Annotated in this window: 16 protein-coding genes; 13 read left to right on the forward strand and 3 right to left on the reverse strand. The window is 41.5% G+C overall.

What is annotated here, in order from left to right; genetic code table 11:
- The first annotated feature begins 11 nt into the window (after positions 1–11).
- From AC623_RS03100 to AC623_RS03135, 8 genes are all read left to right on the forward strand, one after another.
- The gene (locus AC623_RS03100) at positions 12–215 is read left to right on the forward strand and encodes a gamma-type small acid-soluble spore protein (protein WP_049660472.1); all 204 of its coding nucleotides are present in this window, start codon (positions 12–14) and stop codon (positions 213–215) included.
- 268 nt (positions 216–483) lie between these two features.
- Positions 484–1,014 carry a nucleoside tri-diphosphate phosphatase gene (gene ntdP, locus AC623_RS03105; RefSeq protein ID WP_049660473.1) on the forward strand — a complete coding sequence of 177 codons (531 nt, stop codon included), beginning with the start codon at positions 484–486 and terminating at the stop codon, positions 1,012–1,014.
- 75 nt (positions 1,015–1,089) lie between these two features.
- Positions 1,090–2,838 carry an ABC transporter ATP-binding protein gene (locus AC623_RS03110; protein ID WP_049660476.1) on the forward strand — a complete coding sequence of 583 codons (1,749 nt, stop codon included), beginning with the start codon at positions 1,090–1,092 and terminating at the stop codon, positions 2,836–2,838.
- Between the two features lie 156 nt (positions 2,839–2,994).
- Positions 2,995–3,984: an ABC transporter ATP-binding protein gene (locus AC623_RS03115; RefSeq protein WP_049660478.1), complete on the forward strand. Its 990-nt coding sequence runs from the start codon at positions 2,995–2,997 to the stop codon at positions 3,982–3,984.
- On the forward strand, positions 3,981–4,958 hold the full coding sequence (locus AC623_RS03120; protein ID WP_049660482.1) for an ABC transporter ATP-binding protein: 978 nt from the start codon (positions 3,981–3,983) through the stop codon (positions 4,956–4,958). Before AC623_RS03115 ends, AC623_RS03120 begins: the two co-directional genes overlap by 4 nt.
- Before the next feature lie 32 nt (positions 4,959–4,990).
- Positions 4,991–6,604 (forward strand): ABC transporter substrate-binding protein, encoded by a 1,614-nt coding sequence (locus tag AC623_RS03125; RefSeq protein ID WP_049660484.1) that lies wholly within the window; start codon positions 4,991–4,993, stop codon positions 6,602–6,604.
- 86 nt (positions 6,605–6,690) lie between these two features.
- On the forward strand, positions 6,691–7,695 hold the full coding sequence (locus tag AC623_RS03130; protein WP_049660486.1) for an ABC transporter permease: 1,005 nt from the start codon (positions 6,691–6,693) through the stop codon (positions 7,693–7,695).
- Between the two features lie 14 nt (positions 7,696–7,709).
- On the forward strand, positions 7,710–8,624 hold the full coding sequence (locus AC623_RS03135) for an ABC transporter permease (protein WP_049660489.1): 915 nt from the start codon (positions 7,710–7,712) through the stop codon (positions 8,622–8,624).
- Between the two features lie 33 nt (positions 8,625–8,657).
- On the opposite strand, the gene AC623_RS03140 is transcribed toward AC623_RS03135, so the two are convergent.
- Positions 8,658–9,737 (reverse strand): FUSC family protein, encoded by a 1,080-nt coding sequence (locus AC623_RS03140; protein ID WP_049660491.1) that lies wholly within the window; start codon positions 9,735–9,737, stop codon positions 8,658–8,660.
- A gap of 52 nt (positions 9,738–9,789) precedes the next feature.
- Positions 9,790–11,079 carry a glutamate-1-semialdehyde 2,1-aminomutase gene (locus AC623_RS03145; protein ID WP_049660495.1) on the reverse strand — a complete coding sequence of 430 codons (1,290 nt, stop codon included), beginning with the start codon at positions 11,077–11,079 and terminating at the stop codon, positions 9,790–9,792.
- Between the two features lie 137 nt (positions 11,080–11,216).
- On the opposite strand from AC623_RS03145, the gene AC623_RS03150 reads away from it, so the two are divergent.
- The 4 genes from AC623_RS03150 (at position 11,217) to perR (ending at position 14,039) form a co-directional block, all read left to right on the forward strand.
- Entirely contained in the window at positions 11,217–11,618 is a 402-nt protein-coding gene (locus AC623_RS03150) for a potassium channel family protein (RefSeq protein ID WP_049660496.1), read from the forward strand.
- A gap of 246 nt (positions 11,619–11,864) precedes the next feature.
- Positions 11,865–12,335, forward strand: coding sequence for a thioredoxin-dependent thiol peroxidase (gene bcp, locus AC623_RS03155; RefSeq protein WP_049660498.1), 471 nt, complete (start codon positions 11,865–11,867; stop codon positions 12,333–12,335).
- Positions 12,336–12,354: 19 nt separating this feature from the next.
- Positions 12,355–13,302, forward strand: coding sequence for a D-2-hydroxyacid dehydrogenase (locus AC623_RS03160; RefSeq protein ID WP_049660499.1), 948 nt, complete (start codon positions 12,355–12,357; stop codon positions 13,300–13,302).
- A 284-nt stretch (positions 13,303–13,586) separates the two neighbouring features.
- The gene (perR, locus tag AC623_RS03165) at positions 13,587–14,039 is read left to right on the forward strand and encodes a peroxide-responsive transcriptional repressor PerR (RefSeq protein WP_077247416.1); all 453 of its coding nucleotides are present in this window, start codon (positions 13,587–13,589) and stop codon (positions 14,037–14,039) included.
- Positions 14,040–14,072: 33 nt separating this feature from the next.
- Here perR and AC623_RS03170 read toward each other — a convergent pair whose 3' ends face one another.
- A complete protein-coding gene (locus AC623_RS03170) occupies positions 14,073–14,423 on the reverse strand; it encodes a YgzB family protein (RefSeq protein WP_049660505.1) in 351 nt (116 codons plus the stop codon).
- A gap of 156 nt (positions 14,424–14,579) precedes the next feature.
- Here AC623_RS03170 and AC623_RS03175 point away from each other — a divergent pair, with 156 nt between their 5' ends.
- On the forward strand, positions 14,580–15,449 hold the full coding sequence (locus AC623_RS03175) for a nucleotidyltransferase-like protein (RefSeq protein WP_049660506.1): 870 nt from the start codon (positions 14,580–14,582) through the stop codon (positions 15,447–15,449).
- Positions 15,450–15,731 lie beyond the last annotated feature (282 nt).

Raw genomic sequence — 15,731 nt, forward strand, 5'->3', positions numbered from 1 at the left:
AGGTGATAATGATGGCAAACCAACCAAACAACAGACAACGTACACAAGCTGGTACAGATGTAAATGAAGTAAGACAACGCAACGCGGCTTCTGCTGCAGGTCAACCTGCAAACTTTGGTACTGAGTTTGGAGCTGAAACAGATGCTCAGCAAGTGAGACAACAAAACGCTCAATCTCAAGCTCGTAAAAACCAACAAGCTCCTAGAAACCAATAAGAGTCACCAACACAAAGAAAAGGACTGTCTACCGCTATAGCGGCTAACAGTCCTTTTCTCTTTTCGAAATAGGATGGCAGCGAAATTAATTTCTAAATATAACAGAGTATTAAAATAGAGGAAATTTCTTTATCCTTTTCTTATTCTTCCACCTCTTTTGTTTCAATTTCCTTTTTAAATCGTTATAATAGTGGAATATAAACGTTTATTTATTCACATAAAGGAAAAAGTAAAGGCAAATAGCTTGGAATGAAGGTAGGGGAAAATCATGGCGATTCCCACAGCGGGTGAATCCATCCAAATCCATAGTTATAAACATGACGGGCACATTCATCGTATTTGGGAAGAGACCATAGTCTTAAAAGCAACGAATAATCTTGTGATTGGCGGCAACGACCATACGGTTGTTACGGAGTCAGACGGACGAACGTGGATTACGAGGGAACCGGCTATCTGTTATTTCCATGCCAGGCAATGGTTTAATGTTATCGGCATGTTAAGAACGGATGGTATCTATTATTATTGCAATATTAGCTCTCCATTTGTATATGATCAGGAAGCGCTTAAATATATTGACTATGATCTCGATGTGAAAGTATTTCCGGATATGTCATACATTTTGTTAGATGAAGATGAGTATGAACAGCACAGTAAAAAGATGAACTATCCGGAAGTTATTGATAAAATTTTAAGGCGCAATGTGGATCACTTAATTCAGTTAATCCGCCAGCGTCAAGGTCCGTTTTCACCGAATTTTATCGATAAATGGTACGGAAAATATTTGACGCACCGAGGCTGATATCTCGATAGAAGAAACGGCGCCTGTTGAGTTTTCAACAGGTTTTTTCTTATTTTGTATAGAGGGGGGAAAATAGTGGATGCAATCAAACGCTATATGCAGTTTGTAAAGCCATACGGATGGCAAATTATTGGTACGCTGCTGATTGGTATTATCAAGTTTGGAATTCCATTATTAATACCAGTATTAATTAAATATGTGATTGATGACATTGTCGGCAATGGCAGTATGACCACCGCAGAAAAACAGCATCAATTGCTGATGATCCTCGGCGGCATGTTTGTTTTATTTATCGTATTGCGTCCGCCTATTGAGTATTACCGGCAGTATTTTGCCCAGTGGACAGGCAGTAAAATTCTTTACGATATTCGTGACGGCTTATTTTCACATATTCAAAAGCTGAGCTTTAAATACTATGCTAATACGCGCGCTGGAGAAATTATTTCTCGGGTGATTAACGACGTAGAGCAAACAAAGAATTTTGTTATTACTGGTCTGATGAATGTCTGGCTGGATGGAGCCACCATTTTAATAGCTATTATTATTATGCTCACAATGGATGTGAAATTAACGATCGTCTCCTTGATTGTCTTCCCATTTTACGGTCTGTCGGTCCGGTATTTCTTTGGTAACTTACGAAAATTAACTAGGGTTCGCTCTCAAGCCCTTGCAGAGGTTCAGAGCTATCTTCATGAGCGGGTTCAAGGGATGTCGGTCATTAAAAGTTTTGCGATTGAAGACTACGAACAGACCCAATTTGAAGCACAGAATAAGAACTTCTTAAGAAGGGCGCTTGATCATACAAGGTGGAATGCAAAGGCCTTTGCCGTCGTCAACACGATAACGGATATTGCGCCGCTGCTTGTCGTTGGTTATGCGGGATATCAGGTGATTCATGGAGAATTAACAGTTGGAACGATGGCTGCATTTATCGCTTATGTGGATCGCTTATACAATCCGCTGCGTAGGCTTGTTAACTCATCAACTACGATGACACAGTCGATTGCTTCAATGGATCGTGTATTTGAACTACTTGATGAAAAGTATGATATAACCGATAGAGAAGCGGCTAAAGAGGTAAGCAATGTAAAAGGGCATATTGTGTTCGATCGCGTTGATTTTGCTTATGATGAAAACGAGGAAGAGGTTCTGCACGACATTCAGTTAGACGTTAAAGCAGGGGAAACCGTTGCCTTAGTTGGGATGAGCGGCGGTGGGAAATCTTCGCTTGTTAGTTTAATTCCACGTTTTTATGATGTAACGTCAGGCCGAATTTTATTGGATGGCACCGATGTACGTGACGTTAAAGTTCGTAGTTTAAGAGATCATATCGGCATGGTTTTGCAAGATAATATCCTCTTTAGTGAATCGGTGAAAAGCAATATTTTATTGGGTAAGCCTCATGCCACAGAAGAAGAAGTCATAGCAGCTGCTAAAGCGGCAAATGCTCATGATTTCATTATGAGTCTTCCGCAAGGATACGATACAAAAGTAGGAGAAAGAGGCGTGAAGCTATCGGGTGGCCAAAAGCAGCGGGTCGCCATTGCCAGGGTGTTTTTGAAAAACCCGCCGATCCTCATATTGGACGAAGCGACTTCCGCTTTAGATTTAGAAAGCGAGCACTTAATTCAAGGAGCGATGGAGAAGTTGGCCAAAGATCGGACTACTTTTATCGTCGCTCATCGTCTTTCCACCATTACCCATGCCGACCGAATTGTATTAATTGAGCATGGCCGGATTGTCGAAAGCGGTACTCATGATGAGTTAATGAAGAAAAAAGGTGGATATTATCGCCTTTTCCAAGTACAGCAGCTAGATGCTTAAATGGAAAGCCTGGAGAGCTATTCTCCAGGCTTTTTAAATGGCTGTTTTAAAAATTGAATAGACATTCAAAAAGAAAATTGTTACAATACTTTTAAATTTAGTAAAAGAGTCATAATTTTGTAAACTAACTTCATAGATAAAAAGGGGGGAGAAGTTATGGCTACTCCTGTACTAGATGTAAAAAGATTGAAAACTTCTTTTTTAACAGATGATGGTCCAGTAACTGTAGTAAACGAAGTGGATTTCCATGTCCATGCAGGGGAAGTGCTTGGCATAGTAGGGGAATCAGGGTGTGGAAAAAGCGTCACTTCTTTATCTATTATGGGTCTCGTTCCGGCTTTGACAAGCAAAGTAGAAGGAGAGATTTTATACAAAGGGGAAAATCTAACACAAGCTTCTGACAAGCGAATGCGCCAAATACGCGGCAATGATATCGCTATGATCTTTCAAGAACCGATGACGAGTTTGAATCCATTATTTACAATCGGCAGCCAATTGACTGAAGCGCTAAGGCTGCATAATAAGAAACTATCTAAGAAAGAGGCTGCACAGCAAGCGATTGCTGCCCTGAAAAAAGTGGGACTGGCTCGAGCAGATGAGCTGATCAATGAATATCCTCATCAATTGTCTGGAGGAATGAGACAGCGTGTCATGATCGCGATGGCCATGATCTGCAACCCGCAAATACTAATCGCAGATGAGCCTACGACAGCGCTTGATGTGACGATTCAAGCCCAAATCTTAGAACTAATGAAAAAACTGAACGAAGAAACGAATACAGCGATTATGATGATTACGCACGACTTAGGAGTTGTCGCTGAACTTTGTCAGCGGGTGATCGTTATGTACGCCGGAAAAATTGTAGAGGAAGGCACAGTTGAGTCTATTTTTAATCATCCGTCCCATCCATACACCATAGGCCTGCTTCGATCAGTTCCTGACATGCGCAGAAAAAAAGATCGATTGTTCTCTATACCAGGAAACGTGCCTAAGCCGGGCAGTTTAAAGATCGGCTGTCAATTTGCTCCGCGTTGCAGCCAAGCTCATGAAAAATGCTTGAAAGAAAAACCAGAATTGAAAGCGTTGCCAAATGGACAAAAAGTCCGCTGTTGGCTGTATGAAGAGGAAAAGGAGTATATTGTATGACGGAAACGCTATTAAAAGTGGAGAACTTGAAAAAGTTTTTTCCCATCCACGGAGGCTTGTTTGGACGTCAAGTCGGAGAAGTGAAAGCTGTGGATGACATTTCTTTTTATATTAAAAAGGGCGAGACGCTTGGACTTGTCGGTGAAAGCGGTTGCGGCAAGTCCACGACTGGCCGGATGCTTCTTCGTCTGCTTGAACCGACGGAAGGAACCATTGAATTTGACGGACAGGATTTGACGAAGCTGTCAAAAGAAGAAATGAGAAAGATGCGCAAAGAAATCCAAATGGTGTTTCAGGACCCGTTTGCGTCGCTGAATCCGCGTCATACAGTAGAAAAAATTCTGGAAGAGCCGCTGATCGTTCATGGCGTAAAGAGCAAAGAGGAACGAAAGAAGCGAGTTCGGGAGCTGCTGGAAACAGTTGGGCTAAGCAGCTGGCATGCCAAGCGCTATCCTCACCAATTTTCTGGCGGGCAGCGCCAGCGTATCGGCATTGCGAGAGCTCTTGCTGTTCATCCCAAACTCATTGTGGCAGATGAACCAGTGTCTGCTCTTGATGTTTCTATTCAAGCACAAGTATTAAATCTATTGCAGGATTTACAGAAGGAGTTTGGGCTTACATATTTATTTATCGCGCATGATTTAGGTGTTGTCCGTCATATAAGTGACCGTGTCGGTGTCATGTATTTAGGGCAAATGATGGAGCTTGCAGACAGTGAAGCATTATATGATTCACCGAAGCATCCCTATACAGAAGCGCTGTTATCAGCGGTACCCATCCCGGATGTTAATGTTAAAAAAGAAAGAATTGTTCTTAAAGGGGATGTACCGAGTCCGGCGAATCCGCCAACTGGCTGTCCTTTTCACTTGCGCTGTCCAAAAGTGATGGAAAGGTGTGCCTCGGTCCGACCTGCTTTTAAAGAAGTAGAACCAGGTCATTACGCTGCTTGTCATTTGTATGACGAACAGATGTAATTATAAATCTAGAGATATAAGGGGGAAGAAAAATGAAAAAGAGGCTTTTGGGGATATTATCATTCCTGTTAGTGCTCTCTATGGCACTGATCGGCTGTTCATCAAACTCATCTGATGGCGGTGGAAGCAAAGGAGGAGGAGAAAGTGCAGACGGAGGCGGAACATTAATTTATGGCCGCGGGGGAGATTCTGTTTCTCTTGATCCTGCCATTGTAACAGATGGAGAGTCATTAATTATTGCCGAGCAAGTATATGAAACACTCGTAAACTTTGATAAAGAAACGACGGATATAGTTCCGGGACTTGCAAAGAAATGGGATATATCTGAGGACGGCTTAACGTATACGTTTGAGCTTGAAGAAGGCGTCAAGTTTCATGATGGCACAGACTTTAATGCAGAAGCTGTTGTGAAAAACGTAGAAAGATGGCTAACGAGCAATGATGAAGCAAAGTTTGCTTATTTTGCTTCTCAATTTGGTGGTTTCAAAGGCAGTGAAACAGCGATTATTAAAGAAGTAAAAGCTGATGGTAACAATAAAGTCATTTTTACACTGAATAAGCCGCAAGCACCATTCTTGAAAAACTTAGCAATGTCACCATTTGCTATTTCCAGCCCAGCTGCTATTGAGAAATATGGAGATAAATACGGAGAAAACCCAGTTGGTACGGGTCCGTTTAAATTTGAAAGCTGGAAGCGCAACGATACCATTACTCTCGTGAAAAACGAAGATTATCGCAAAGACGGCGAGCCGAAAGTCGATAAGATGATTTTCAAAGTCATTGAGGATAACTCTGCCCGCTTAAATGCCCTTATTAAAGGGGAAGTAGATTTAATTGACGGTTTGAATCCAAGCGATGCTGAAAAAGTAAAGAGTGATAAAAACCTGCAGTTATTCGAAAGACCATCTCTAAACGTAGGTTATCTTGGCTTTAATGTAGAGAAAGAGCCGTTCAACAATCCAAAAGTACGTCAGGCTATCAGCCATGCTGTCAATAAAGAGGCTTTAATCAAAAACTTCTATGAAGGCACAGCTGAACCAGCTAAAAATCCAATGCCGCCAACTCTTAACGGCTATAACGATGAAGTGAAAGATTATGAATTTGATCTTGAAAAAGCAAAGAAATTGTTAGCAGAAGCTGGCTACAAAGATGGCTTTAAAGTAGATTTATGGGCAATGCCAGTGCCGCGTCCATACATGCCGAATGGACAAAAAGTGGCGGAAGCTCTGCAAGCTGACTTTGAGAAAATTGGTGTAAAAGCAAACATTGTCACAATGGAATGGGCAACTTATCTTGAAAAGGTACAGGCTGGTGAATCTTCACTGTTCATGCTTGGCTGGACAGGTGATAACGGGGATGCTGACAACTTCCTCTACACACTCCTTGATAAAGATGCGATCGGTTCTAATAACTATTCCCGCTATGCAAATGAAGAAGTTCATAAGCTTCTACTAGATGCGCAAGCGGAAACAGATGAAGCAAAGCGTGCAGAATTGTATAAAAAAGCGCAAGAAATCATCCATGAAGACGCTCCTTGGGTGCCATTAGCTCACTCCACTCCATTGTTGGCAGGAAAAAGTACAATTGAAGGCTTTTTCCCACATCCAACAGGTTCACAACCAATGGGGGATGTATCGATTAAATGAGAAAAGGAGGGGGAGCGATCAAGCTCCTCCTCTATTTTTCGACGAAAGGAAACAAGAATTAATTACTGAAAGCAGGTGAGGGCATCATGTTTGCTTATACAATTCGGCGTTTATCCATGCTGATTCCGGTTCTATTAGGAATGACGTTGATTGTTTTTTCCCTTATACACGCTATTCCTGGCAGCCCGGCGCAAATTCTGCTAGGGCAGCAAGCATCACCGGAAGCGGTAGCCGCTCTGACGAAAGAAATGGGGCTGGATCGGCCATTATACATTCAGTTTATCGATTATTTAAAAAATCTTATCACGGGTGATCTCGGAGAATCATTTAGAACGAGAAGTCCGATCAGTGAAGAAATTTGGCCTTATCTAGCTGCTACGATCGAGCTCGCTTTGTTCGCTATGATTATTGCCGTTATTGTCGGTGTTAATGCTGGTATTATCTCTGCATGGTTTCAAAACTCATGGTTTGACTATTTATTAATGGTATTAGCTTTAGTTGGTGTATCCATGCCGATCTTTTGGCTTGGGTTAATGGAGCAGTATGTCTTTTCTATAAAGCTTGATTTATTGCCAACGACAGGACGAGATAATATTCGTGATCCCGTCACAGCCATTACTCACTTATATTTGATGGACACACTTTTGCAGGGGCGTGTTGATCAGTTCTTCGAGGTGATTAGGCATTTAATTTTACCTGGTGTCGCCTTAGCCACCATTCCAATGGCTATTATTGCGAGGATTACCCGTTCTAGTATGCTGGAGGTTATGCGTTCCGACTACATTCGGACAGCAAGAGCAAAAGGAATGAGTATGTTGAAGGTCGTATACAAACATTCTTTGCGAAATGCATTTATTCCTATTTTAACGATTATCGGTTTACAGACGGGACTGCTGTTGGGCGGTGCCATCTTAACGGAAACGATTTTTGGATGGCCGGGAATTGGCAACTACATTTATTCCGCGATTCAGTTTCGTGATTACCCCGTTATTCAGTCAGGGATCTTAGTCGTTGCTGCTATCTTTGTTTGCATTAACCTCATAGTTGATTTGTTATATGCCACAATTGATCCGAGGATTAAATACCGTTAAAGGAGGACGTGTATATGTCAGAAATTGTAGAACAGACTCAGTTGCCTCCGTCTGGACCTGAAGTGAACGTAAACCAGGAAGAAAAAACGGTTTCACCGTGGGTTGATGTCTGGCGGAGGTTTCGAAAAAACAAGGCAGCTTTATTCGGTGCGGTTCTTGTTTCCTTTTTCATTTTGTTGGCGATCTTAGCTGATTTAATTGCTCCTTATGGGTTTAAAGAAACAGCATTGGAGAACAAGCATTTGCCGCCTTCTTCAGACCACTGGTTTGGAACGGATGAATTTGGCCGTGACATTTTTAGCCGTGTCGTGTACGGGGCTCGTATCTCTTTATGGGTAGGGTTTATTTCCGTGGCTGGTTCTGTCATTGTTGGATCAAGCCTTGGGATTATTGCTGGTTATTATGGCAGATGGATAGACACTATTATTTCTCGGCTGTTTGATATCTTGCTTGCTTTTCCAAGTATTTTGCTTGCTATCGCGGTTGTGGCAATGCTTGGCCCATCTTTACAAAACGCCTTAATTGCGATTGCTATCATTAACGTGCCGACATTCGGCCGGCTTGTCCGCTCTAAAGTGCTGACCGTTAAAGAAGAAGAATATATTACAGCAGCGAAAGCGATTGGAATGAAAGACAGCCGGATTTTGCTTCATCATGTTTTGCCGAACAGCCTTGCTCCTATTATTGTTCAAGGAACGCTGGCGATTGCAACAGCGATTATTGAAGCAGCGGCTCTCGGGTTCCTCGGTATGGGAGCCCAGCCGCCGACACCGGAGTGGGGAAAAATGTTAGCGGATTCAAAAGACTTTATTATGCAGGCGCCATGGACCGTGTTTTTCCCAGGTATTGCGATTATGCTAACGGTCTTAGGATTTAACTTAATGGGTGACGGGCTTCGTGATGCCCTCGATCCACGTATGAAAAATTAAATGAAAAACCCAGCTGCCACAAACAGCTGGGTTTTATTCGTCTTCTTCAAATTCAGGAAGCTTATCATCTGGGTGAAACTTTGAAAAGCTTGTAATGAGCTGGTCCAAGTGCTCCAGATTTTCTCCATATTCTAAAACAGAGGAAAGGAGATGGAGCAGATGGACAGAAAAATTATCTTCCTCAGAGGTGCTTGATTTTATTTCAGCGGTAAACAAAGACATGAATTGTTCCCGGTCTACCCCCAATTCAAAGACGTCCTCTATCTCGACCGTTGTCTTTACTTTGCCAACGAATCGCAAAAGCAAATGTTCGTGGTAGCTCATTAGCGAATCAAGATAATCGACGAGCGTCTTTTGTAAATCCGGAGTTAAAAGAGAGATGTCATTTTCAAATTGATTCATCCTTCTCAGGATATCGTAGCTTCTGCGAGTAGCTAAAATCATTTTGCGATATAGAACCATTTTTCGTTTTTTAGAAGTGAGATTGCGTTTCAGTGTTCCGCGATCCTCTTTATACATTAAATAGAAATTATCAATGGTGATGAGCCGTTCACGGATTTTACTAATATCCTTTTTCAGAACGTGGTAATCTGTTCCGGTCCGCAAGCTTAGACGAATCCATTTTAATGTATCCTCGGTTACGTGGTTAATCTGGCTAAAGAGCTTTGTTTCGTATTTGGGAGGGAGAAAAATTAAGTTAACAGCAGAAGCGGCTAATACCCCAATCATAATGGTTACAAAGCGAATCAAAGAGAATTGAACAAAGTGCTCATTCTGCAGCTCCATAATCACCATTAACGTAACGAGTGCCAGGCCGATGGATTTTTCTAGATGCAGCTTTACCATGATGATTAAGGCAACAATCGCTGCCAGCCCCACAAATACAATGTGATTACCGAATAAAAGAACGAACGAAATGCCGATCGCAGCTCCTATGATATTTGCCTGCACTTGTTGAATTAAAGTTAAATAAGAACGATAAATAGTAGGCTGAATGGCAAACACTGCCGAAATGCCTGCGAAAACCGGGGAAGGCAGGCCTAATAGCGTCGATACAAATAGCGCTAGAACAATCGCAATGCCCGTTTTAAAAATTCGTGCACCCAGCTTCATAAATAAAATGATTCCTTTCTCAGATAAGTGTATTAGGTGAAGATTATATCACTTAACGCAATTGAGAAAAAGCAAAATCTACTGCTTGTAACGTTTTCTCGACATCTTCATCTGTATGCTCCGTTGTTAAAAACCATGCTTCATATTTAGAAGGGGCAAGATGAATGCCTTGAGAAAGCATTAATTTAAAGAAACGGCCAAACATTTCTCCATCTGTTGCTTCTGCTTGCTCATAATTAACGACCTTTTCAGTCGTAAAATAAATGGTTAAAGCGCCTTTTAAACGGTTGATCGTAATCGGAGTACCATACTTTTTAGCCGATGCTAAAATTCCTTCCTCAAGGATAGCGCCAAGACGGTCTAATTCCTCGTATACTCCTTCTTTTTGCAGCACTTCAAGGCAAGCAATCCCTGCAAGCATGGAGGCAGGATTACCGGCCATTGTGCCTGCTTGGTAGGCAGGCCCGAGTGGCGCTACTTCTTCCATGATTTCTTTACGGCCGCCATAAGCGCCGATCGGTAAGCCGCCGCCGATAATTTTTCCCATAGCTGTTAAATCAGGCGTGATGTTCAATAAATTTTGAGCGCCTCCGTACATAAAGCGGAATCCAGTAATGACCTCATCAAAGATAAGCAAAGCACCGGCTTCGTGTGTGAGCTGTTTTACTTCCTCTAAGAAGCCTGGCTGCGGTTCAACGATACCAAAGTTGCCGACAATCGGTTCGATTAAGACGGCCGCAATTTCTTCTCCCCATTTTTCCAATGCTTCTTTTAACGGTTCTGTTTCATTAAACGGTACAGTAATGACTTCTTGAGCAATACTTTTTGGTACACCGGCAGAATCAGGAGTACCCAATGTGGAAGGGCCAGAACCTGCAGCTACTAATACTAAATCAGAATGCCCATGATAGCAGCCGGCGAATTTAATAATTTTGTCGCGTCCAGTATAAGCACGAGCCACACGAATAGTTGTCATGACGGCTTCTGTTCCGCTGTTGACAAAGCGAACCTTATCCATGCTTGGGACGGCTTCTTTTAACATTTTGGCAAATGTGACTTCATAAGGTGTTGGGGTGCCATACAGCACTCCATTTTCAGCTGCTTTCTTGATGGCTTCCGTAATGTGAGGATGAGCGTGACCGGTAATAATTGGACCGTAAGCCGCCAAGTAATCGATATATTGATTACCATCAACATCCCAGAAATAAGCTCCTTTACCTCTTTCCATAGCGACAGGAGAACCGCCGCCAACTGCTTTATAAGAGCGCGAAGGACTGTTAACCCCTCCGACAATATGTTTCAGTGCTTCCTCGTGAAGCTGTTCAGAATTCGTGTGTTGCATGAATAGCCCTCCTTGATGATAGATACATATCCATTTTAGACTTGCCCTGGTATTTAGGCAATGAAAGTCCGCTAATCATAAATAGATTATTTCCCACGTATATATGAAGAAAAGCGCGGACAGGGGGAGGCGGGAAAATGACTGGTGTTGTGTTTAGTGCGGTAGTTATTTGCTTAACGATGAGCATAAAAGGCATGTTTATCCCTGGACAGCCTCGTCACCGCTACTTGTCCTTGCACTATTTTTTATATTTTGGATGCCTGTATTTAACGGTTATGATAGGCTTTGCCCTGATTTATACTTTGCTGGAGATCAAAGGACATGCCATTTGGGCCGAGGAAGTGCATAGTCCGTTTTCTTTTTTGGACAGGTTCTTTACTTCCTTATATTTTAGCGGCATTACGCTTTTTTCTGTTGGCTACGGTGATATCGTGCCCGAGGGGGCAGGAAGGTGGGTAGCTCTCGTAGAAGCATGGATTGGCTACACTATTCCGACTGCTTTCGTTGTGCGGACGATGTTAGAGAAAGAGTCAACGTAATTTAGGACATTGATAAACGTTCGCTTTCTTCGTTGCCCGTGACTCTGATATTCACTCCACTCTTCTTCAGGTTTTGCGCCTAGAAAGGCAAACGCTTTTAACTAGCCTAACGATATATAAAGGGGCTTTATGTACAATCTTAATTATTTATTTGCCATATTTTTTCTCATCCGCTACGCTAGTAATAAGATAATTCAGACGAATGTATCTCGTTATTATCTTATTTAAAGTAAAGGAGAGAGGAAAATGACTGTAAAGATAGGAGAAGCAGCTCCAGATTTTCAACTAACAGCAAACAATGGAGAAAAAGTAGGGTTGTCTGATTACAAAGGCAAAAATGTGGTACTTTATTTTTATCCGAAAGATATGACGCCAGGCTGTACGACACAAGCGTGCGATTTTCGTGACAAGCATGATCAATTTAGTGATTTGAACACAGTAATTTTAGGTGTGAGCACGGATCCGGTTGCCCGCCATGAAAAGTTTATTGATAAATATGATTTACCGTTTTTGTTACTTGCTGATGAAGACCATAAAGTGTGTGAGCTATATGACGTTTGGAAGCTGAAAAAGAACTTTGGCAAGGAATATATGGGGATTGAACGCTCCACTTTTGTGATTAATACAGAAGGGAAGCTTGCTCAAGAGTGGAGAAAAGTAAAAGTAGCAGGCCACGTGGAAGAAGCACTCCAATTTATTAAAGAAAATTTATCATAAGAAGCAGGGAGGGAGAAAGTTGAAGATTTTATTTACTTTTCGTCCTCCACGGACATGGCAAGATCAATTAAGCACGGCTTTTCCTGAAGAAACGTTCAGCTATTACAAGTCTATCGAGGAAGCGGAAGGTTTAGCGGAAGCAGAAGTCATTGTGACGTTCGGAGAGGACTTGACGAAAGAGCATATTGATCACTGCCCGAAACTGAAATGGATTATGGTTGCCTCTGCAGGTATGGAGAAAATGCCTTTTGAATCCATTCAACAAAGAGGCATCTTAGTCACAAATGCAAGAGGCATACATAAAATCCCGATGGCTGAGTTTACGATAGGGTACATGCTAAACCATGTAAAACGGTTCCCTGAATTGCTTGATCTTCAAGAGCAAAGAACATGGAACAAGCGTCTGTCGATCGGAGAGTTAGCGGGCAAGCATTTGCTCATGCTGGGAACAGGAGCAATCGGTACAGAGATTGCCCGGCTTGCTAAAGCTTTTCGAATGGAGACGACCGGTGTCAATCGCAGCGGCCATGAAAATGCCTATTTTGATCGCATCTACACGATGGACAAGTTGTCTACGCTTCTCCCGCAGGCAGATTTTATCGTGTCTATTCTGCCGAGTACAGAAGAAACTAGACATTTGCTAAAGAAAGAGGATTTTGAAGCAATGAAAGGAACCGCTGCCTTTATTAATATTGGCCGAGGGGACTTGCTCGAGGAAGAGGTCTTGATGGAGGCGTTGAAAAACAACGAAATCGCTCATGCTTACCTAGACGTTTTTGTGGAAGAACCGCTTCCTGACAATCATCCGCTGTGGAGTCAAGAGAACGTAACGATTACACCTCATATTTCAAGTGTGACGAGTGAATACGTGCCGCGCGCTCTGAGAATATTTATGCACAATCTGGAAATATATAAACAAAATGGCACGGATTATGAGAATAAAGTCGATCCGCAAAAGGGATATTAATAAGATAAAACTTTGTTTTCCTGTGTTTATTTTCATGCTTCCAGGCTGATTGGAACGTTTGTCTTTTAGTATGCGAGACCTGATGAAAAGCAGGGGTCACCTTAAAGAGTGCGTACCGCAAACAGGTGAGCAGTAAAAAAAGCGGGCGCTTGGCAGCAGCCTGGAACGTTTAGAGTCAAATGTCCTATAAAGTCCTCTTTTTTATTGACAAAGCATAGAAAGAATTAGTACACTATTTATAAAGATTATAATATAATAATACCTTTTAGAAAGAAAAGAGGTGCATGACGGTGTCTCATGAGCATAATCATCTACAGGAAGCATTGGATACATTGAAAGCGACCGGAGTCCGTATTACTCCTCAGCGTCATGCGATACTTGAATTTTTAATTCAATCTATGACCCACCCAACAGCAGACGATATATACAAAGCGCTTGAAGGGAAATTTCCTAATATGAGCGTAGCAACAGTCTACAATAATCTACGTGTATTCCGTGAAGTCGGTTTAGTAAAAGAGCTTACGTATGGAGATGCGTCAAGCCGCTTCGACTTCGTGACGACGGATCATTATCATGTGATTTGTGAAGAATGCGGGAAGATTGTTGATTTTCATTACCCGGGCCTGGATGAAGTAGAACAACTGGCATCGCATGTGACAGGGTTTAAAGTTAGCCATCATCGGATGGAGGTATACGGCACGTGTCCGGATTGTACGACAAGCAAGGAAGTTCATTAAAAAAGAATTGTTCGTCAAACGAACAATTCTTTTTTATTTATTCTTTCGATTGTAACCTTCGTCAAATTCCTTGCCTTCTAAACTTTGGTCTAGTGTAAGAGGTTCTTTGCAATGCATACACATATCTACTCGGCCAAGCATTTTTGTCGGCTTGCCACAACTAGGACAAACAACTTGAACCGCTTTCGTTGATAGCATGCCAATCCAAAAATAAACGACTGTACTAGCGATAATAGACAATAAACCAAGCAGCATAAATAGCGTCATCCAAAAAGGAGATTGTCTAAAGAAGATCCCTGCATACATAATAATAAAGCCAATAAAAATTAAACTAAGAGCGAATGTACGTATCCGGTTAATTTTACTTGAGTAACTTTTAGCCATTTTCTTTAACCTCCTAAAAATAAACTATATCATATTTATAAATAGGGAAGCAGTAGAATATCGTAAATTTAAAAGTTTTAGAGGGATTCATTCTTCTTTGTCGAAATAATGGGGATAGTACAGAGATAGAACAAACCTGCGTTTGGAGGAATTACTATGGAGGATATCCTTCGTCCGCTTTACCAAGAACGGACAAGCCAACAGAATACAATCGGCGTTATTGTAGTAGAAAAAAAAGAAAACGAACCATCCTTTACGGAGAACTTTGATGTGATTTTGCTGATTATGGTAAAAGAAGCTGAAACGCCCGTTTTCGTAAAGCACTATATATATGAGAATAAGAAAGCGGCGCTCTATATAGTAACAGAGTCACAATTAGAAGAATGGATGCTGCTTGGTAACAATAGAAAGTTTATTGAATGGCTTTATCACGGCAAGGTCTTGTTTGACCGAAATGAATATGTGTATAAAGTAAAACAAGAAATGAGGGAGTTTCCTTTTTTTGGTCGGAAAATTAAAATGGCCATAGAGTTTTCGAAGTTAATTAGAAGATGGACATACGGAAGAGACTTTTTTAGGAATGGCCAGCATTTAGATGCCTATAACCATGTCATGCATTCGCTGCATCATCTTGCCCGCCTTGCTGTTATTGAAAATGGGTTTTATCCTGAGGTGACCGTTTGGCTGCAGGTGAAGCAGATGGAACCAGAGATTTATAAATTATATGAAGAGTTATTAACGAGCGATGAAGAGTTAGAAAAGCGCCTAGAGCTTCTTTTCATTGCTATTGATTTTTTAATTCATTCGAAAACAGAAAATGGGGCAGCTCATTTACTTTCCATACTAAAGGAAAAAGAATCGTGGGCATTCCAAGATCTCTTAAACCATCCGGAGATTAACTACTATGCAGTAGATTTGAGCGGCTTATTAGAATATTTGGTTGGTAAGTCATTTGTTGAAGAGCAGAAGGTAGAGACGAAAGGACATGGCATTTACCATAGACACTATCGTTTAATGAAAGAATAAATTTTTTTAAAAAAGTGTTGACGGCTTTTAATAATCTTGGTATATTAATAAGCGTCGCTGATGACGACAAAACAACAGCGACGCACAATCACTTGAAAAAGTTTAAAAAAAGCTTTGACAAGAAAGAGAAAAGATGGTATATTAAAAAGGTCGCTGTTGAAACGGCGGTTGATGAAATTGATCTTTGAAAACTGAACAAAATACATGCCAGTAAGTTAATTCTTATTTTTAATTATGAGCAAGTCAAACAATCTTTTTGGAGAGTTTGATCCTGGCTCAGGA

This window comes from Bacillus sp. FJAT-27231 (genome assembly GCF_001183975.1).
Lineage (GTDB): Bacteria > Bacillota > Bacilli > Bacillales > Domibacillaceae > Pseudobacillus > Pseudobacillus wudalianchiensis.